The sequence below is a fragment of the Ancylobacter sonchi genome (assembly GCF_018390695.1).
GTDB lineage: Bacteria > Pseudomonadota > Alphaproteobacteria > Rhizobiales > Xanthobacteraceae > Ancylobacter > Ancylobacter sonchi.
The window spans coordinates 1-19,901 of record NZ_JAHBGF010000032.1; the positions used below are offsets into that span (position 1 = coordinate 1).

A 19,901-nucleotide genomic window follows, 5' to 3' on the forward strand; every position below is an offset into this window, starting at 1 on the left:
GTGGCGCTGATCGTGCCGATCGCGATGGAAGAGAAGCTGCGCTTCGCCATCCGTGAAGGCGGGCGTACCGTCGGTGCCGGCGTCGTCGCCGCCATCATCGAGTGAAGTAGGAACGCCGGAATGCGGAAAACCGCATTCCTTTCCGGTGCCGGCGTCGTCGCCGCCAGCATCGAGTGATAGCGGGGGGCTTTGGCTCCGCTGCTCGGGACGTCCGAAAGGGAGCGCGGTGCGCTCCCTTTTTCTTTGAGCTGGTCGGGAGCGGTGCCGAATCGCGGGCCTGCCGCGCCTGATACGATGTTCCGTGGGGCTTCGATCCACAAAGGCGGGTATGGGCCGTGACGGCGCGTTGCTGCCTCTCCCCCGACGGGGAGAGGGCTGGGGGGAGGGCTCTTCGCCGCGCCCCAATGGCGTCACCCTCACCGACCCGCTTCGCGGGCCACCTCACCCCAACGGGGAGAGGGAGGTAAGGGCAGGCGCGGGTGAAGCGCTCACATCGGACGTGCTAGCGTTCGATGCCATCTCGTCGAACGGCTCCTCATGCTCCGCCTCCCGCCCCGTCTCCTCTGCCTCGCCCTCGGCGGCCTGCTGCTCATGCTTGCGCCGGCGGCCGCGGCCTGTCCGGAGCGGCCATCCTGCCGCGGCTGTGGCTGCAAGGGCGGGCCAGGCTATCGCGGCCCGGATGGGCGCTGCATCGGCTTCGCCGACCTTGCCAAGGTGTGCGGCGAGCCGCCGTCGACGCGCTGCGTGTTCGAGAACGCTCCCGGCACAGGCGCGAATCGGGAATGTGCGGCGGCACCGCGTCAACGCGCCGCCGCCGGTGCCGAGGCGCCCGCTTCCGATGCCGGAGATGTGGAGTGATGCCACTCCCGTCGCTTGCCGCTCTTTACATCCTCGCGGCGGATCACTAGGAAGAGCGCCGCCTGCTTCGCGGGCCGTAGGAGTGTAGCTCAACTGGTTAGAGCACCGGTCTCCAAAACCGGGGGTTGGGGGTTCGAGTCCCTCCACTCCTGCCATCGCTCGACGCGGATGGCAGTCCATTCCCGAGCAGGATGCCTTGCCTCCGGCCCGGGATGCCGCTGCAATGGCGGCCAAGCTGGCGGGCCTCCTTGTCGGGAAGCGGGTTTGCTTTGACGAGGGGCGGGTTTGCAGGCTATACGCCCGCTTCGCTCTTTACGAAGGGCGATGCGCGGTTTCTCCCGCATTTTCCGAATTCGCGGTCCGGCTTCCCTCTCGGGGAGGACGTCCCGCCCAGAGGCGTTCCGAGACGAGCATGGCGAAGACGAACCCGGTCGAGTTCTTTCAGCAGGTCCGCGCCGAGACGCGCAAGGTCACCTGGCCGACCCGTCGCGAGACGCTGATCACCACGGCGATGGTGTTCGTCATGGTGGTGGTGGCGTCGCTGTTCTTTCTGGTCGCCGACCAGATCCTGAGCTTCGCGGTCGCGCAGCTGCTGCACATCGGGCGCTGAGGAACAACGTCATGACCAAGCGCTGGTACATCGTCCACGCCTATTCGAACTTCGAGAAGAAGGTCGCCGATTCGATCAAGGAGCAGGCCGCGCAGCGCGGGCTCGCCGAGCTGTTCGAGCAGGTGCTGGTGCCGATCGAGAAGGTCACCGAGGTGCGCCGTGGCCGCAAGGTCGATGCCGAGCGCAAGTTCTTCCCCGGCTATGTGCTGGTGAAGATGGACCTCACCGACGAGGCCTTCCATCTCATCAAGAACACCCCGAAAGTCACCGGCTTCCTCGGCGCCGACAACAAGCCGATGCCGATCGCCGAGAAAGAGGCGATGCGCATCCTCCAGCAGGTGCAGGAAGGCATCGAGCGGCCGAAGCCCTCGATCAGCTTCGAGGTCGGCGAGACGGTGAAGGTGTCGGACGGCCCGTTCGCCTCGTTCAACGGCATCGTCGAGGAAGTCGACGAAGCCCGCTCCCGCCTCAAGGTGGCGGTGTCGATCTTCGGTCGCGCCACCCCGGTGGAGCTGGAGTTCGGTCAGGTCGAGAAGACCTGATCTCGCTCAACAGCGGATGTTTCAAAAGGCGCGGCAGGGTCCGCGCCTTTTTCGTTTGCGGCGAGGCCGGCGGGCCTGTCCATGCCTCGCGCGCCTTGTCGCGACGGGTGCCATTGCACGCGGTCTCGGGCGCTATAACCGGATAACACCCCTCGGCCCGAGGGGCGTCCTATCCTCCCATCGCACGCCACAAGGCGGCTCTGGGAGGAAAACATGTCCGGCAAGCGCATCCTGATGATCATCGGCGACTTCGTCGAGGACTACGAGACCATGGTGCCGTTCCAGGCGCTGCTGGCGGTGGGGCACACCGTCCACGCCGTCTGCCCCGACAAGAAGGCCGGCGACAGCGTCGCCACCGCCATCCACGATTTCGAGGGCAACCAGACCTATTCCGAGAAGCGCGGCCACAATTTCACGCTCAATGCCAGCTTCGCCGACATCGACCCGGCCCGCTACGACGCGCTGGTCATTCCCGGCGGACGGGCGCCGGAATATCTCCGGCTGAACGACCGGGTGGTGGAGATCGTCCGGCACTTCTTCACGGCGGACAAGCCGGTGGCCGCCATCTGCCACGGCGCGCAGCTGCTCGCCGGCGCCCGGGTGCTGGAAGGGCGCACCTGCTCGGCCTATCCCGCCTGCCGTGCCGAGGTGGAGCTCGCCGGCGGCACCTATGCCGACATCGCCATCGACGCGGCGGTGACCGACCGCAACCTCGTCAGCGCCCCGGCCTGGCCGGCGCATCCGGCCTGGATCGCCCAGTTCCTCGTGGTCCTCGGCACCGCCATCAGCCATGGCGAGGCCCGCAAGGCGGCCTGACGCCTCTTCTCCTTCCGCCGGGCGGGCGCGCGGTCTATGATCGCTCCACGGCGGACCCCTTTCGGGAGAGATGCGATGTGCAAGCTCTTCATCGAAGCCGATGCGCGGCTGTGGCAGACACGGCTGAAGTCGCTGCGGCTCAACGGCTTCTCCACCAGCGTGCGGCTGGAGAACTTCTACTGGCAGGTGCTGGAGGAGATCGCCCGGCGCGACGGCATGAGCCTGCCGCAGTTGCTGGCCAAGCTGCACGAGGAGCTGACCTTCGCGCATGGCGAGGTGGAGAATTTCGCCTCCTTCCTCCGTGTGTGCTGCGGGCGCTATCTCGCTCTGCAGCTGGAGGGCGAGGTGCCGCGCGACCTGTCCGCGCCGATCGCCGGCCTCGATGCCGACGCCATCCTGGCGCGCGAGGCGCGCCGGGCGGCAAGGCGGGCGCCGCTGCATCCGGCGGTGTAAGGGGCCGGCTCGCCCGACTGGCGCCGCGACGGCGCGCCCGCGACCATGTGCCTGTCCCTTGCCCTTGCCATCAGGGGAGGGCTTGCCACTGGCATCGGCGCGACGAATACCCATATGAGACGGCGTCGCTTCACGCGATCGCCTCGCGCAGGGGACTTTCCCTGACGGCGATTCTGGTGTAAGCGACCGTTCGCATGCCCGAAGTAGGGCGTGCCGATCCTCAGGGATTGGTCATCCGCGGGAGGCACGACCGGTTCGCCAGCCGGAGCACGCGTGCCGCGACCGCGATCCGAAAGCCACGTCGCCCACGGCTCCAAGCAGTCGTGACGGCGTGATTTGCGTTGGTGGCCTGGCAGCCGCTCACGCAAGCAGGAGCCTTTCATGGCGAAGAAGATTACCGGCTATGTGAAGCTGCAGGTGCCGGCCGGCTCGGCGAACCCCGCCCCGCCGATCGGTCCCGCGCTCGGCCAGCGCGGCCTGAACATCATGGAGTTCTGCAAGGCGTTCAACGCCCAGACCGCCCAGATGGAAAAGGGCATGCCGATCCCCGTCCTGATCACCGCGTATCAGGACCGTTCCTTCACCTTCGAGCTCAAGACCCCCCCGGTCTCGTACTTCCTGAAGAAGGCGGCGGGTCTCGTCACCAAGAAGAAGCCCGGTTCGGGGTCCAAGACCCCCGGCAAGGGCGGCTTCGTCGGCAAGATCTCCCAGGCCCAGATGCAGGAGATTGCCCAGGTGAAGATGAAGGATCTGAACTGCGACACCGTCGAAGCGGCGGTCCGCATGATCGAAGGCTCCGCCCGTTCCATGGGCCTCGAGGTTGTGGGTTGAGCTGATGGCCAAGATTGCAAAGCGTGTTCGCGCCACCCGCGAGGGCATTGATCGCCTGAAGCTCTATGGTCTCGACGAGGCCATCGGGCTCCTGAAGGAGCGTGCCAACGCCAAGTTTGACGAGACCATCGAGGTCGCGATCAATCTCGGCGTCGACCCCCGCCATGCCGACCAGATGGTCCGCGGCGTGTGCAACCTGCCGAACGGCTCCGGCCGTACCGTGCGCGTGGCGGTGTTCGCCCGCGGCGCCAAGGCCGACGAGGCCAAGGCGGCGGGTGCCGACATCGTCGGCGCCGAAGACCTGCTGGAGATCGTGCAGGGCGGCACCATCGAGTTCGATCGCTGCATCGCGACCCCGGACCTGATGCCGCTGGTCGGCCGTCTCGGCAAGGTGCTCGGCCCGCGCGGCCTGATGCCGAACCCGAAGGTCGGCACCGTGACCATGGACGTCAAGGGCGCCGTCGAGGCGGCCAAGGGCGGCGCGATCGAGTTCCGCGTCGAGAAGGCCGGCATCATCCATGCCGGCATCGGCAAGGCCTCCTTCGCCGCCGACAAGCTCGCCGAGAACATCCGCGCCTTCGCTGACGCGGTGGTCCGGGCGAAGCCGACCGGCGCCAAGGGCACCTATGTGCAGCGCATCGCGCTGTCCTCGACCATGGGCCCGGGCGTGAAGGTGGAGCCGACCTCGGTTCTTGCCACCGCCTCCTGATCCCGCATGGAGCGGCCCGTTCGCGACGGCGTGATCGGGCCGGGGATGGAATTGGTTGGCCCCCGGTGCTATCTGGGGGCTGACAAATCCCATTCGACACTCTATATGGGCGGTTTCGCCATTGGCTGCGAGTCGCCGTGACTCGTGTCGGTGGTGATGCCGATGACATTCCAGGCTTTCGTCCGCTAACCCGGACGAAGGGGCCGGTAGGGTTCGCCCTGCCGGCCTAAGTCCTGTCCGAGACTGCAGGTGCCGGCCCGTTCCGGGTCGACCTAATCCCGCTTCGGGGCCTGCATAGACGGGGTACGACCGAAAGATGAGGGCCGGTTCGCCGGCGCTTGAATTTCGGCTCGAACCAGCGCCTTGGCCGGTCTTCCGGTCCCAGGGGACAGGATTTCAACCGCCGTTCCGCCTTCGGATCCGTCCGTTGGCGGGAAGGCAAGGCGCTAACCGGCGGGGTGGGTCCCCATCTCGCCACCGGAGAGTAAGTGAAGTGGATCGCGCTCAGAAAGAAGAGCTCGTCACGTCGCTCTCCGAGGTGTTCAAGAGCACCTCGGTGGTCGTCGTGGCCCACTATTCCGGCCTCACCGTCGCCCAGCTGTCGAACTTGCGTCGGCAGATGAAGGCGAGCGGCGCGACCGTGAAAGTGGCAAAGAACCGCCTCGCGAAGATCGCTCTCGAAGGTTCGGACGTCGCGCATGTCGGCCACCTGCTGAAGGGGCCGACCATCATCGCTTATTCGAGCGATCCTGTTGCGGCTCCGAAGGTCGCCGTCGACTTCGCCAAGGCCCACGACAAGTTCGTGATCCTGGGCGGGGCGTTCGGCACCACGGCCCTGAACGTGGATGGTGTGAAGGCTCTTGCCACCATGCCGTCCCTTGATGAACTGCGTGCGAAGCTGGTCGGCCTCATCCAGGCCCCGGCGACCAAGATCGCGCAGCTCACCACGGCGCCGGCGGCTAAGCTCGCCCGCGTGTTCGGTGCCTATGCCAAAGAGAACGAAGCCGCGTGAGGCTTCCCGGTAATACTGGTTCGAACCGAAATTCAAGGACTTAGATAAAATGGCTGACCTGTCGAAGCTCGTTGACGAGCTGTCCTCCCTCACCGTCCTCGAGGCCGCCGAGCTCGCGAAGCTCCTCGAAGAGAAGTGGGGCGTTTCCGCCGCTGCCGCCGTCGCGGTTGCGGCTGCCCCGGCCGGCGCTGCCGCTCCGGCCGCCGAAGAGCAGACCGAGTTCACCGTTGTCCTGGCTGCAGCCGGCGACAAGAAGATCGAGGTCATCAAGGAAGTCCGCGCCATCACCGGCCTGGGCCTCAAGGAAGCCAAGGACCTCGTCGAAGGCGCTCCCAAGGCCGTCAAGGAAGGCGTGACCAAGGAAGAAGCCGAGAAGATCAAGGCGCAGATCGAGAAGGCCGGCGCCAAGGTCGAGCTTAAGTGATCTGACGATCATTTCGGGGGCCGCCGGTTTTGCCGGCGGTCCTTCCGCCTTTGTCCGCAAGGACTTGAGGCGGAGGAGGCCAGACGGCTTCCCCGACCATCCCGCGCAGGCGGGGTTGTTGGGCGAGCCGTCGGGCGCGGAGTGGAGGCATCGGATGCGGCTTGCCGCATGGTGGCCAACTTCTCCGCGACAATGCGTTCCCTCCCCGTGGCGCAGCCACGCGCGGGGCATAGGGGCGCTCAGACGGATACTCGGACGGAGCGAGGAGCGACATGGCGCAGACGTTCACCGGTCGTAAGCGGGTCCGCAAGTTTTTCGGCAAGATCCAGGAAGTGGCGGAGATGCCGAACCTCATCGAGGTTCAGAAGGCGTCCTATGACCAGTTCCTGCAGATCGACGAGCCGAAGGGCGGGCGTGCGGACGACGGCATTCAGGCGGTTTTCAAGTCGGTTTTCCCGATCTCGGACTTTTCGGGCGCCGCGATGCTCGAATTCGTCCGCTACGAATTCGAGCCGCCGAAGTATGACGTCGACGAGTGCCGCCAGCGCGGCATGACCTTCGCCGCCCCGCTTAAGGTGACGCTGCGTCTCATCGTGTTCGATGTCGACCCGGATACCGGCTCCAAGTCCGTCAAGGACATCAAGGAGCAGGACGTCTATATGGGCGACATCCCGCTGATGACGATGAACGGTACCTTCATCGTCAACGGCACCGAGCGCGTGATCGTCTCGCAGATGCACCGCTCGCCGGGCGTGTTCTTCGACCACGACAAGGGCAAAACCCACTCCTCGGGCAAGCTGCTCTTCGCCGCCCGCATCATCCCGTATCGCGGTTCCTGGCTCGACATCGAGTTCGACGCCAAGGACATCGTGTTCGCGCGTATCGACCGTCGCCGCAAGATTCCGGTGACGTCGCTGCTGTTCGCCCTCGGCCTCGACGGCCAGGAAATCCTCACCACCTTCTACGACAGCATCGCTTTCACCCGCACACGGGATGGCTGGCGCATGCCGTTCGATCCCAAGCGGATGAAGGGCTACAAGGCGGTCGCCGACCTCGTCGACGCCGACACTGGCGAAGTGGTGGTCGAGGCCGGCAAGAAGGTGACGGTGCGCCAGGCGCGCCAGCTCGCCGAGAAGGGCCTCAAGGCGCTCAAGATCTCCGACGAGGAGATGGTCGGCCGCTATGTGGCCGAGGACCTTGTGAACCTCCAGAGCGGCGAGATCTATGTCGAAGCCGGCGAGGAAGTCTCCGAGAAGATGCTGAAGCAGCTCGGCGAGCTCGGCTATGACGAGCTCCCGATCCTCGACATCGACCACGTCAATATCGGCGCCTATATCCGCAACACGCTGGCGGTGGACAAGAACGTCACCCGCGAGGACGCGCTGTTCGACATTTACCGCGTGATGCGTCCCGGCGAACCGCCGACGCTCGACAGCGCGCAGGCGATGTTCCACTCGCTGTTCTTCGACGCCGAGCGCTACGACCTTTCCGCGGTCGGCCGCGTGAAGATGAACATGCGCCTCGACCTCGACGCCGCCGACACCGTGCGCGTGCTGCGCCGTGAGGACATCCTCGCGGTCATCAAGACGCTGGTGGAGCTGCGCGACGGCAAGGGTGAGATCGACGACATCGACCATCTCGGCAATCGCCGGGTGCGTTCGGTCGGCGAGCTCATGGAGAACCAGTACCGCGTCGGCCTGCTGCGCATGGAACGCGCCATCAAGGAGCGCATGTCGTCCGTCGACATCGATACCGTGATGCCGCAGGACCTGATCAACGCGAAGCCGGTGGCCGCCGCCGTGCGCGAGTTCTTCGGCTCGTCGCAGCTCTCGCAGTTCATGGACCAGACCAACCCGCTGTCGGAGATCACCCACAAGCGCCGTCTCTCGGCGCTTGGCCCGGGCGGTCTGACGCGCGAGCGCGCCGGCTTCGAGGTGCGCGACGTGCACCCGACGCATTACGGCCGCATCTGCCCGATCGAGACGCCGGAAGGCCCGAACATCGGCCTGATCAACTCGCTGGCGACCTTCGCCCGCGTGAACAAGTACGGCTTCATCGAGGCGCCCTATCGCCGCGTGAAGGACAGCCAGGTCCAGAGCGAGGTCGTCTACCTCTCCGCCATGGAGGAGGGGAAGTACTACGTCGCGCAGGCGAACATCCCGCTGGATGCCGAGGGCCGGTTCACCGAGGACCTGATCGTCTGCCGTCATGCCGGCGACGTGCTCCTCGTCACGCCGGACCGCGTCGACTTCATGGACGTGTCGCCCAAGCAGCTGGTCTCCGTCGCCGCGGCGCTGATCCCGTTCCTCGAGAACGACGACGCCAACCGCGCGCTGATGGGCTCCAACATGCAGCGCCAGGCGGTGCCGCTGGTCCGCGCCGACGCCCCCTTCGTGGGCACCGGCATGGAATCGGTGGTGGCGCGTGACTCCGGCGCCGCCATCGCGGCGCGCCGGACCGGCGTCATCGACCAGGTGGACGCCACCCGTATCGTCATCCGGGCCACGGAAGAGAACGACGCCTCGAAGTCGGGCGTCGACATCTACCGGCTGCAGAAGTTCCAGCGCTCCAACCAGTCGACCTGCATCAACCAGCGTCCGCTGGTGCGCGTGGGCGACGCGGTGCGCAAGGGCGACATCATCGCCGACGGTCCCTCGACCGATCTTGGCGACCTGGCGCTCGGCCGGAACATCCTCGTCGCGTTCATGCCGTGGAACGGCTACAACTTCGAGGACTCCATCCTGCTGTCCGAGAACATCTCGAAGGGCGACATCTTCTCGTCGATCCATATCGAGGAGTTCGAGGTGATGGCCCGCGACACCAAGCTGGGTCCGGAGGAAATCACCCGCGACATCCCCAACGTCTCGGAAGAGGCGCTGAAGAACCTCGACGAAGCCGGTATCGTCTATATCGGCGCCGAGGTGCAGGCGGGCGACATCCTCTGCGGCAAGATCACTCCGAAGGGCGAGAGCCCGATGACGCCGGAAGAGAAGCTTCTGCGCGCCATCTTCGGTGAGAAGGCCGCCGACGTGCGCGACACCTCGCTGCGCGTTCCCCCGGGCGTGACCGGCACGGTCGTCGAGGTGCGGGTGTTCAACCGCCACGGCGTCGACAAGGACGAGCGCGCCCAGGCGATCGAGCGCGAGGAGATCGAGCGTCTCGCCAAGGACCGCGACGACGAGCAGGCCATCCTCGACCGTAACGTCTTCGGCCGCTTGGCCGAGATGCTGGACGGCAAGGTCGGCGTCGCCGGCCCGAAGGGCTTCAAGAAGGACACCGGGATCACCCGCACCGTGCTGGCGGACTATCCGCGCAGCCAGTGGTGGATGTTCGCCGTGGCCGACGACCAGCTCATGGGTGAGCTGGAAGCCATGCGCAACCAGTACGACGAATCGAAGAAGCGGCTCGAGCAGCGCTTCCTCGACAAGGTCGAGAAGCTGCAGCGCGGCGACGAGCTGCCCCCGGGCGTGATGAAGATGGTCAAGGTCTTCATCGCCGTGAAGCGCAAGATCCAGCCGGGCGACAAGATGGCCGGCCGGCACGGCAACAAGGGCGTGGTCTCGCGCATCGTCCCGGTCGAGGACATGCCGTTCCTTGAGGACGGCACCCCGGTCGACATGGTGCTCAACCCGCTCGGCGTGCCCTCGCGCATGAACGTCGGCCAGATCCTCGAAACCCATCTGGGCTGGGCCTGCGCCGGCCTCGGCAAGGTGATCGACAACGCGATCGAGCAGTATCGCCGCGCCAATGACGTCGCTCCGCTGAAGAAGGCGTTCGGCGACATCTACGGCAAGGACGAGACCATCGCCTCGCTCGACGAGGAAGGTCTGGTCGAGCTCGGCACCAACCTGCGGCGCGGCGTTCCGATCGCCACGCCGGTGTTCGACGGCGCCCGCGAGGCGGACATCGAGCGCATGCTGGAGCTGGCGGGCCTCGACAAGTCCGCACAGTCGACGCTGTTCGACGGGCGTACCGGCGAGCAGTTCGACCGTAAGGTCACGGTGGGCTACATCTACATGCTGAAGCTCCACCATCTGGTAGACGACAAGATCCATGCCCGTTCGATCGGCCCGTACTCGCTCGTGACCCAGCAGCCGTTGGGCGGCAAGGCGCAGTTCGGCGGCCAGCGCTTCGGCGAAATGGAGGTGTGGGCGCTCGAGGCGTATGGCGCTGCCTATACGCTGCAGGAGATGCTCACCGTGAAGTCGGACGACGTGGCCGGCCGCACCAAGGTCTACGAGGCCATCGTGCGCGGCGACGACACCTTCGAGGCCGGCATTCCCGAGAGCTTCAACGTGCTCGTGAAGGAAATGCGCTCGCTGGGTCTCAACGTCGAGCTGATGAACTCCAAGACCCATTCGGTGGTCCCCGGCGCCGGCGAGAGCCTGCCCGCCGCCGAATAAGCGGTCTCGACACTCCCCGCGCGGAGGGCCTCTGGCCTTCCGCGCGTTGCTCGCGCGACACGACGTTTTTTGCGACATCTGGCCCCCAGGACATCCGGCCCCGCGACGGCGGCGGCCATGTCGGAGCCGAAGGAGACAGCGATGAATCAAGAGGTGATGAATCTCTTCAATCCGGCGGCCCCCGCGCCGACGTTCGATCAGATCAAGATCTCGATCGCGAGCCCGGAAAAGATCCAGTCCTGGTCCTTCGGCGAGATCAAGAAGCCGGAGACGATCAACTACCGGACCTTCAAGCCCGAGCGCGACGGCCTGTTCTGTGCCCGCATCTTCGGGCCGATCAAGGACTACGAGTGCTTGTGCGGCAAGTACAAGCGCATGAAGTACAAGGGCATCATCTGCGAGAAGTGCGGCGTCGAGGTCACCCTCTCGCGCGTTCGCCGCGAGCGCATGGGCCACATCGAGCTCGCCGCCCCGGTCGCGCATATCTGGTTCCTGAAGTCGCTCCCGAGCCGCATCGGCCTGCTGCTCGACATGACGCTGAAGGACCTCGAGCGCATCCTGTACTTCGAGTACTATTGCGTCATCGAGCCGGGCCTCACCCCGCTGAAGGAGCGTCAGCTCCTCTCGGAAGAGGACTATCTGCGCGCCCAGGAAGAGTATGGCGATGACAGCTTCACCGCGCTGATCGGCGCCGAGGCGATCCGCGAAATCCTGCGCGGGATGGACCTCGAGGCGATCGCCGGCAATCTGCGCAAGGAGATCGCCGAGGCGACCACCGAGCTGAAGCCGAAGAAGCTTGCCAAGCGCCTGAAGATCGTCGAGGCCTTCCAGCTCTCGGGCAACCGCCCGGAATGGATGATCCTGACGCATGTTCCGGTGATCCCGCCGGACCTGCGCCCGCTCGTCCCGCTGGACGGTGGCCGCTTTGCGACCTCCGACCTCAACGACCTCTACCGCCGCGTCATCAACCGCAACAACCGCCTGAAGCGGCTGATCGAGCTGAAGGCGCCGGACATCATCATCCGCAACGAGAAGCGCATGCTTCAGGAAGCGGTCGATGCGCTGTTCGACAACGGCCGCCGCGGCCGCGTCATCACCGGCGCCAACAAGCGCCCGCTGAAGTCGCTCGCTGACATGCTGAAGGGCAAGCAGGGCCGGTTCCGTCAGAACCTGCTCGGCAAGCGCGTCGACTATTCCGGTCGTTCGGTGATCGTGGTCGGTCCCGAGCTGAAGCTGCACCAGTGCGGCCTGCCGAAGAAGATGGCGCTGGAGCTGTTCAAGCCGTTCATCTATTCGCGGCTCGACGCTAAGGGCCTGTCCGCCACCGTGAAGCAGGCGAAGAAGCTCGTCGAGAAGGAACGTCCCGAGGTGTGGGACATCCTCGACGAGGTGATCCGCGAGCATCCGGTGATGCTGAACCGCGCCCCGACGCTGCACCGCCTCGGCATTCAGGCCTTCGAGCCGGTGCTGATCGAGGGCAAGGCGATCCAGCTGCATCCGCTGGTCTGCTCGGCGTTCAACGCCGACTTCGACGGCGACCAGATGGCCGTGCACGTGCCGCTGTCCATCGAGGCGCAGCTCGAAGCCCGCGTGCTGATGATGTCGACCAACAACATCCTGCACCCGGCGAACGGCGCGCCGATCATCGTGCCGTCGCAGGACATCGTGCTCGGCCTCTACTACCTCACCATGATGCGCGAGGGTGAGCCCGGCGAGGGCATGGCCTTCGCCAATATGGGCGAGATCGACCACGCGCTCGCCGCCAAGGCCATCACCCTGCACACCAAGGTGAAGGGTCGCTATATCGGCGCGGACGAGCACGGCAACGAGGTCTCGAAGATCTACGAGACCACCCCGGGCCGCATGAAGCTCGGCGAGCTGCTGCCGAAGACCGCCAAGACTCCTTACGACGTCGTCAACAAGCTGATGACGAAGAAGGAGATCTCGAACATGATCGACACCGTCTACCGCCACTGCGGTCAGAAGGAGACGGTCATCTTCTGCGACCGCATCATGTCGCTCGGCTTCACCAACGCCTTCCGCGCGGGTATCTCCTTCGGCAAGGACGACATGGTGGTGCCCTCCAAGAAGTGGGACATGGTCGAAGAGACCCGTGCGCTCACCAAGGAGTACGAGCAGCAGTACAATGACGGCCTGATCACCCAGGGTGAGAAGTACAACAAGGTCGTCGACGCCTGGGGCAAGTGCTCCGCGCGCCTCGCCGACGAGATGATGGCCGAGATTTCGGCCGTGAAGAAGGATCCGGTCACCGGCCGCGAGAAGCAGATCAACTCGATCTACATGATGGCGCATTCCGGCGCGCGTGGTTCGCGCGAGCAGATGCGCCAGCTCGCCGCCATGCGTGGCCTGATGGCCAAGCCGTCGGGCGAGATCATCGAGACGCCGATCATCTCGAACTTCAAGGAAGGCCTATCCGTGCTCGAGTACTTCAACTCGACCCACGGCGCCCGTAAGGGTCTGGCCGACACCGCGCTGAAGACCGCGAATTCGGGCTACCTGACCCGTCGTCTCGTCGACGTGGCGCAGGACAGCATCATCACGGTCCGCGACTGCGGCACCACCAACGGCATCGGCATGCGTGCCATCGTCGACGCCGGCAACATCGTCGCGACCCTCGGCTCGCGCGTTCTGGGCCGTACCGCGGCGGAGGACGTGATCGAGGGCGCGACCGGCAATGTGATCGTGCCGGCCGGCCACATGATGGACGAGGCCGACGTCGAGCGCATCTCCAAGGCCGGCGTGCAGCAGATCAAGATTCGCTCGGTGCTGACCTGCGAAGCCAAGAGCGGCGTCTGCGGCACCTGCTATGGCCGCGACCTGGCGCGCGGCACGCCGGTGAACATGGGCGAGGCGGTCGGCGTCATCGCGGCGCAGTCGATCGGCGAGCCGGGCACGCAGCTGACCATGCGTACCTTCCACATCGGCGGCGCGGCGCAGCTCTCCGAGCAGTCCTTCATCGAGGCCTCCTTCGAGGGCACGGTGAAGATCCGCAACCGCAACGTGGTGCGGAACTCGGAAGGCGACCTGATCGCGATGAGCCGCAACCTGTCGGTGATCATCGTCGATCACGACGGCTCCGAGCGCGCCGCGCACCGGATCCAGTTCGGCGCCAAGCTGAAGGTGGACGAGGGCGACGCGATCAAGCGCGGCCAGCGTATCGCCGAGTGGGATCCCTATACCCGTCCGATCCTCACCGAGGTCGAGGGTATCGTCGGTTTCGAGGATCTGGTCGAAGGCGCCTCGCTGAGCGAGACGGTCGACGAATCGACCGGCATCGCGAAGCGCGTCGTCACCGACTGGCGTACCGGCCGCGGCTCGGAACTGCGCCCGTCGATCGTGGTGAAGGGCTCGGATGGCAAGGTGCTGAAGCTGCCGCGTGGTGGCGACGCCCGCTACACGCTGCCGGTCGACGCCATCATCTCGGTGGATCCGAACAACACCGTCAGTGCCGGCGACGCGCTCGCCCGCGTGCCGATGGAAAGCGCCAAGACACGCGACATCACCGGCGGTCTGCCGCGGGTGGCGGAGCTGTTCGAGGCGCGGCGGCCGAAGGATGCGGCGATCATCGCCGAGATCGCCGGCACCATCCGCTTCGGCAAGGACTACAAGAACAAGCGCCGCCTCACCATCGAGCCGCAGGACTCGACGGATGATCCGGTCGAGTACCTGATCCCGAAGGGCAAGCACATCCATCTGCAGGATGGCGACCTCGTCGAGAAGGGCGACTTCATCGTCGACGGCAACCCGGCGCCGCACGACATCCTGGCGATCAAGGGCGTCGAGGAACTCGCCGCCTATCTGGTCAACGAAATCCAGGAGGTCTACCGGCTGCAGGGCGTGTTGATCAACGACAAGCACATCGAGGTGATCGTTCGCCAGATGCTGCAGAAGGTCGAGATCGACGATCAGGGCGACAGCGATCTGCTCACCAACGAGCAGGTCGACGTCTCCGAGCTCGACGAGATCAACGAGAAGCTCATCGCGGAAGGCAAGAAGCCGGCGTCGGGCCATCCCGTGCTGCTCGGCATCACCAAGGCGTCGCTGCAGACACGCTCCTTCATCTCGGCTGCCTCCTTCCAGGAGACGACCCGGGTGCTCACCGAGGCGGCGGTCAACGGCAAGGCCGACGATCTCGGCGGCCTGAAGGAGAACGTCATCGTCGGCCGGCTGATCCCGGCCGGTACCGGCGCCCAGATGTCGAAGCTGCGGGTGACCGCGACTACGCGCGACGAACTGATCCTCGCCCAGAACGAGCAGGATGCCGGCGTGACCGCCGCTCCGGCGCTGGAAGGCCCGGCGGAGTGATCTGCCGGCGGCCGGTGCCGTCGTCCCGATACTGAAAGGGCCGCCCTTCGGGGCGGCCCTTTTGCTTTTCGGCGACCGGCTCGGACCAGCGGCCCTTGCTGCCGGGTTCCTGCCGCCGCGGTGTCGCGTCTCGGCTCGCTCACGAAGCCTTCGATTGCTGCCACGAAAAAGGGCCGCCCAGATGGGGCGGCCCTTGTGTCTGCCGGGTCGTGTGGCGGCTCAGACGATGGTGAGCCGGACGTCGAGCCCGTTGCGGGTGGCGTGGGAATAGGGGCAGACGATGTGGGCGCGGGCGACGAGATCCTCCGCCACGGTGCGCTCCACGCCGGGCAGCGAGATGGCCAGCGCCACGTCGAGGCCGAAGCCGGTGCCGTCGTCGCGCGCGCCGATGCCGACATCGGCGGTCACCGTGCTGTCGTCGGCGATCTTCACCTTCTGCTGGCCGGCGACGAACTTCAGCGCGCCAAGGAAGCAGGCCGAATAGCCGGAGGCGAACAGCTGCTCGGGATTGTTGCCCTCGCCGCCCGGGCCGCCGAGCTCCTTCGGGGTGACGAGCGTCACCTTGAACGCGCCGTCGCTTGTGGCCGCCGAGCCGGTACGCCCGCCAGTGGCCGTCGCCTGGGTCTTGTAGAGAACCTTCATGATCGTCACTCCGCCTGGTAGTCGGGTTGAAATTCAATCGAACGATAAAAGATCGTATGCGATATAAAATTGAATATCCGCCCTTCGGATCATTGTCCAGCGAAAAGTTATCGCGATAACAATTAGGGGCAGAGCGAACCGGGCGGCGGGCCGCGAACGGCGGGAGCGACGAGAATGGACGAGGACGACCGGCTGCGGCTCGATTCGCAGTTCTGCTTTGCGGTCTATTCGGCCGCGCACGCGGTGATGCGCGCCTATCGGCCCCTGCTCGAGCCGCTCGGCCTGACCTATCCGCAATATCTCGTCATGCTGGTGCTGTGGGAGAAGGACGGGCAGACCGTGGGTGGCCTCGCCGAACGGCTGAGGCTCGAATCGAGCACGCTCACCCCGCTGCTCAAGCGGCTGGAGGCGATGGGCCTCGCCGAGCGGCGTCGCAACCCGGATGACGAGCGTCAACTCCTCGTGAGCCTGACGCCGGCCGGACGGGAGCTGAAGGCCAGGGCGGCGGCGATCCCCCCGCAGATCCTGGCCTGCTCAGGCAAGGACGTAGCGGAACTCGCGAATCTGCGCGAGTCGATGGCCGGCATCCGCGAATCCTTCGCCGCCGCCCGCAGTGAGTCGCGCGGGGAGGGTGGGGCCGGGGAGGGCTGATCGACGAGGGGGATGGGTTGCTTATGGTTAAGAAAAGCTAAATCGCAGGCCGCTTCGGCCCCGAAGCCCCGCGATTACACGCTTTCACACTTGACGAAAGGCGAGTCGACGCGTAGAAGGCCCGGACTTTCACGGCAGGCAGGTCGGAATTGCCGTGTCGGGGCGCTTCGCCCGGACAGAGAATTCCGAGACGCTGCCGGAACGCAAGCATGAACTATCAGGCGCATGATCGCGCAAGCGGCCGCAAGGCCCGCGTGATCCTCTGAACGGCAAGCGCCCTCGGCCAGTAGCTGGCCGGCGGCGCTTCTTTCGTTCGCAGGTTGTCCTGAACGTCGGTCCGGCCGGCGCATGCGGAAGGTTCCGAAGTGCCAAGAGAGACAATTCATGCGGTTGCGGCCGCGGAAATAGGTTAGCGCCGGGCATCCTGCCCCCAGCGCAAGCGAAGGCGAGAAGTCGTGCCGACGATCAACCAGCTCATCCGCAAGCCGCGGGAAGCCCAAAAGGCCCGGAACAAGGTTCCGGCCCTGCAGGCTAGCCCGCAGAAGCGCGGCGTTTGCACCCGCGTGTACACCACGACCCCGAAGAAGCCGAACTCGGCGCTTCGTAAGGTCGCCAAGGTTCGTCTGACCAATGGCTATGAAGTCATCGGTTACATCCCTGGCGAAGGTCACAACCTTCAGGAGCACTCCGTGGTGATGATCCGCGGCGGCCGCGTGAAGGACCTTCCGGGCGTGCGCTACCACATCCTGCGTGGCGTGCTCGATACCCAGGGCGTCAAGAATCGTAAGCAGCGCCGTTCGAAGTACGGCGCCAAGCGGCCGAAGTGAGGAACTGAACGATGTCCCGTCGCCACCGCGCAGAGCGTCGCGAAGTCACTCCCGATCCGAAGTTCGGGAGCGAAGTGCTGAGCCGCTTCATGAATGCCATCATGTATGACGGCAAGAAGTCGGTCGCCGAGCAGATCGTCTATGGTGCCTTCGACATCGTCGAGAGCCGCGCCAAGAGCGAGCCGCTGGGCGTGTTCACCCAGGCGCTCGACAACGTGTCGCCGGCCATCGAGGTGCGTTCCCGTCGCGTCGGTGGCGCCACCTACCAGGTGCCGGTCGAGGTTCGCCCCGAGCGTCGCCAGGCGCTGGCGATCCGTTGGCTGATCACCGCGGCTCGCGCCCGGAACGAGAAGACCATGATCGAGCGCCTGTCCGGCGAGCTGCTGGACGCCTCGAACAATCGCGGCACCGCCGTGAAGAAACGTGAAGACACCCACCGCATGGCGGAGGCGAACCGCGCCTTCTCTCACTACCGCTGGTGATGACGAGAGCCGGGACGAGGATCTGATATGTCGCGCACGCACGCTATCGAGGACTACCGCAACTTCGGCATCATGGCCCACATTGATGCCGGCAAGACCACTACGACCGAGCGGATCCTCTACTACACCGGCAAGAGCCACAAGATCGGCGAAGTCCATGACGGCGCCGCCACCATGGACTGGATGACCCAGGAGCAGGAGCGCGGCATCACCATCACGTCCGCCGCGACGACCGCTTTCTGGCACGGCAAGCGCCTGAACATCATCGACACCCCCGGCCACGTCGACTTCACCATTGAAGTCGAGCGTTCGCTGCGCGTGCTCGACGGTGCCGTGTGCGTGCTCGACGGCAACCAGGGCGTCGAGCCGCAGACCGAGACCGTGTGGCGCCAGGCCGACAAGTACAACGTGCCGCGCATCGTGTTCGTCAACAAGATGGACAAGACCGGCGCCGACTTCTTCCGCTGCGTCGAGATGATCATCGACCGCGTGGACGGTAAGCCGGTGTGCTGTCAGCTGCCGATCGGCTCCGAGAACAACTTCAAGGGCATCATCGACCTCGTCCGCATGAAGGCGGTCGTGTGGGACAATGAAGAGCTCGGCGCGAAGTATCACGACGAAGAGATTCCGGCCGAGCTGGCCGAGCAGGCGCTCGAATATCGCGCCAAGCTGCTCGAAGCGGCGGTCGAGCTCGATGACGACGTGCTGACGGCCTATCTCGACGGTGTTGAGCCGGACGAGGCGACCCTCAAGGGCCTCATCCGCAAGGCCGTCATCGGTCGCGTGTTCAACCCGGTGTTCTGCGGCTCGGCCTTCAAGAACAAGGGCGTGCAGCCGCTGCTCGACGCCGTGTGCGATTTCCTGCCGTCGCCGATCGATCGTGGCGCCATCAAGGGCATCGACTTCGACACCGAGGAAGAGACCGTCCGCAACCCGAACGATAGCGATCCGCTTTCCGTTCTGGCGTTCAAGATCATGGACGACCCCTTCGTCGGCACCATCACCTTCTGCCGCATCTATTCGGGCAAGCTCGAGACCGGCATGGGTCTCCTGAACTCGACCCGCGACAAGAAGGAGCGCGTTGGCCGCATGCTGCTCATGCATGCGAACAACCGCGAAGACATCAAGGAAGCCTATGCGGGCGACATCGTCGCTCTCGCCGGCCTCAAGGAAGTCCGCACCGGCGACACGCTGTGCGACCCGGCCAAGCCGGTGATCCTCGAGAAGATGGAGTTCCCGGAACCCGTCATCGAGATCGCGATCGAGCCGAAGTCCAAGGCCGACCAGGAGAAGCTGGGTCTCGCCCTCGCCAAGCTGGCGGCGGAAGATCCGTCCTTCCGCGTGTCGACCGATTTCGAGAGCGGCCAGACCATCCTCAAGGGCATGGGCGAACTGCACCTCGACATCAAGGTCGACATCCTGAAGCGTACCTACAAGGTCGATGCCAACATCGGTGCTCCGCAGGTCGCCTATCGCGAGACGATCACCCGCAAGACCGAGGTGGACTACACCCACAAGAAGCAGACCGGCGGTACCGGCCAGTTCGCTCGGGTGAAGTTCGTGGTCGAGCCGAACGAAGTCGGCAAGGGCTTCGCCTTCGAGAGCAAGATCATCGGCGGCGCGGTGCCGAAGGAATATATCCCCGGCGTCAACAAGGGTCTGGAGAGCGTGCTCGGTGCGGGCGTGCTGGCCGGGTTCCCGGTGGTGGACGTCAAGGTCGAGCTGGTCGACGGCGCCTATCACGAAGTCGACTCGTCGGCTCTCGCCTTCGAAATCGCCTCGCGTGCGGCGTTCCGTGAAGCCCTGCAGAAGGGCGGCGCGGTGCTCCTCGAGCCGATCATGAAGGTCGAGGTCGTGACGCCGGAAGACTACACCGGCTCGGTCATCGGCGACCTCAACTCCCGCCGTGGCCAGATCCAGGGCCAGGACATGCGTGGCAATGCGAACGTCGTGAACGCGATGGTGCCGCTCGCCAACATGTTCGGCTACGTCAATACGCTCCGGTCCTTCTCGCAGGGCCGTGCGACCTTCACCATGCAGTTCGACCACTACGAGCAGGTGCCGTCGAACGTCGCTCAGGAGGTTCAGGCCAAGTACGCGTGACGCAAGCTTGACCTGATAAATGGGGCTAGCCAACGGGTTAGCCCCGGCCTTTCGAGTGATTTCGTATCAACATTGAATACCGACCGACGGAGAGCCCCGTGGCCAAAGAGAAGTTCAACCGTTCGAAGCCTCACTGCAACATTGGCACGATTGGTCACGTTGACCATGGGAAGACGTCGCTGACGGCAGCGATCACGAAGGTGCTGGCGGAG

17 protein-coding genes and 1 tRNA gene are annotated in these 19,901 nt (G+C 65.4%); 17 read left to right on the forward strand and 1 reads right to left on the reverse strand.

Annotation, left to right across the window (positions count from 1 at the left end; all coding sequences use genetic code 11):
• The 12 genes from KHC28_RS19500 to rpoC form a co-directional block, all read left to right on the forward strand.
• Positions 1–105, forward strand: a 105-nt coding sequence (locus KHC28_RS19500; RefSeq protein WP_446680404.1) for an EF-Tu C-terminal domain-related protein, incomplete at its 5' end; no start/stop codon positions are given.
• An 831-nt stretch (positions 106–936) separates the two neighbouring features.
• Positions 937–1,013 (forward strand) — tRNA-Trp (locus KHC28_RS19505).
• A 257-nt stretch (positions 1,014–1,270) separates the two neighbouring features.
• Positions 1,271–1,468, forward strand: coding sequence for a preprotein translocase subunit SecE (gene secE / locus KHC28_RS19510; protein ID WP_213367139.1), 198 nt, complete (start codon positions 1,271–1,273; stop codon positions 1,466–1,468).
• A gap of 11 nt (positions 1,469–1,479) precedes the next feature.
• Positions 1,480–2,010 (forward strand): transcription termination/antitermination protein NusG, encoded by a 531-nt coding sequence (gene nusG, locus KHC28_RS19515; protein ID WP_214010056.1) that lies wholly within the window; start codon positions 1,480–1,482, stop codon positions 2,008–2,010.
• A gap of 213 nt (positions 2,011–2,223) precedes the next feature.
• Entirely contained in the window at positions 2,224–2,826 is a 603-nt protein-coding gene (locus tag KHC28_RS19520) for a DJ-1/PfpI family protein (RefSeq protein ID WP_214010057.1), read from the forward strand.
• Between the two features lie 75 nt (positions 2,827–2,901).
• The gene (locus KHC28_RS19525; RefSeq protein WP_214010058.1) at positions 2,902–3,279 is read left to right on the forward strand and encodes a ribbon-helix-helix domain-containing protein; all 378 of its coding nucleotides are present in this window, start codon (positions 2,902–2,904) and stop codon (positions 3,277–3,279) included.
• A 381-nt stretch (positions 3,280–3,660) separates the two neighbouring features.
• Positions 3,661–4,110, forward strand: a complete 450-nt coding sequence (rplK, locus tag KHC28_RS19530; protein ID WP_213367147.1) for a 50S ribosomal protein L11 — start codon at positions 3,661–3,663, stop codon at positions 4,108–4,110.
• A 4-nt stretch (positions 4,111–4,114) separates the two neighbouring features.
• Positions 4,115–4,819 (forward strand): 50S ribosomal protein L1, encoded by a 705-nt coding sequence (gene rplA / locus KHC28_RS19535; protein ID WP_214010059.1) that lies wholly within the window; start codon positions 4,115–4,117, stop codon positions 4,817–4,819.
• Positions 4,820–5,312: 493 nt separating this feature from the next.
• Complete coding sequence (gene rplJ / locus KHC28_RS19540; protein ID WP_214010060.1) at positions 5,313–5,831, forward strand: 50S ribosomal protein L10; 519 nt, start codon at positions 5,313–5,315, stop codon at positions 5,829–5,831.
• A gap of 49 nt (positions 5,832–5,880) precedes the next feature.
• Positions 5,881–6,255, forward strand: a complete 375-nt coding sequence (rplL, locus tag KHC28_RS19545) for a 50S ribosomal protein L7/L12 (RefSeq protein ID WP_214010061.1) — start codon at positions 5,881–5,883, stop codon at positions 6,253–6,255.
• A 272-nt stretch (positions 6,256–6,527) separates the two neighbouring features.
• On the forward strand, positions 6,528–10,658 hold the full coding sequence (gene rpoB / locus KHC28_RS19550) for a DNA-directed RNA polymerase subunit beta (protein ID WP_214010062.1): 4,131 nt from the start codon (positions 6,528–6,530) through the stop codon (positions 10,656–10,658).
• A 141-nt stretch (positions 10,659–10,799) separates the two neighbouring features.
• Positions 10,800–14,984: a DNA-directed RNA polymerase subunit beta' gene (rpoC, locus tag KHC28_RS19555; protein ID WP_214010063.1), complete on the forward strand. Its 4,185-nt coding sequence runs from the start codon at positions 10,800–10,802 to the stop codon at positions 14,982–14,984.
• A 219-nt stretch (positions 14,985–15,203) separates the two neighbouring features.
• Here rpoC and KHC28_RS19560 read toward each other — a convergent pair whose 3' ends face one another.
• Complete coding sequence (locus KHC28_RS19560; protein ID WP_214010064.1) at positions 15,204–15,626, reverse strand: organic hydroperoxide resistance protein; 423 nt, start codon at positions 15,624–15,626, stop codon at positions 15,204–15,206.
• A 174-nt stretch (positions 15,627–15,800) separates the two neighbouring features.
• Between KHC28_RS19560 and KHC28_RS19565 the strand changes: the two genes are divergently transcribed.
• The 5 genes from KHC28_RS19565 to KHC28_RS19585 form a co-directional block, all read left to right on the forward strand.
• The gene (locus KHC28_RS19565) at positions 15,801–16,277 is read left to right on the forward strand and encodes a MarR family winged helix-turn-helix transcriptional regulator (RefSeq protein ID WP_214010065.1); all 477 of its coding nucleotides are present in this window, start codon (positions 15,801–15,803) and stop codon (positions 16,275–16,277) included.
• A gap of 455 nt (positions 16,278–16,732) precedes the next feature.
• Complete coding sequence (rpsL, locus tag KHC28_RS19570; RefSeq protein ID WP_018390597.1) at positions 16,733–17,104, forward strand: 30S ribosomal protein S12; 372 nt, start codon at positions 16,733–16,735, stop codon at positions 17,102–17,104.
• Positions 17,105–17,115: 11 nt separating this feature from the next.
• Positions 17,116–17,586, forward strand: a complete 471-nt coding sequence (gene rpsG / locus KHC28_RS19575) for a 30S ribosomal protein S7 (RefSeq protein WP_214010066.1) — start codon at positions 17,116–17,118, stop codon at positions 17,584–17,586.
• A gap of 27 nt (positions 17,587–17,613) precedes the next feature.
• Entirely contained in the window at positions 17,614–19,689 is a 2,076-nt protein-coding gene (gene fusA, locus KHC28_RS19580; protein ID WP_214010067.1) for an elongation factor G, read from the forward strand.
• Between the two features lie 98 nt (positions 19,690–19,787).
• Positions 19,788–19,901, forward strand: a 114-nt coding sequence (locus tag KHC28_RS19585) for a GTP-binding protein (protein WP_246565075.1), incomplete at its 3' end; no start/stop codon positions are given.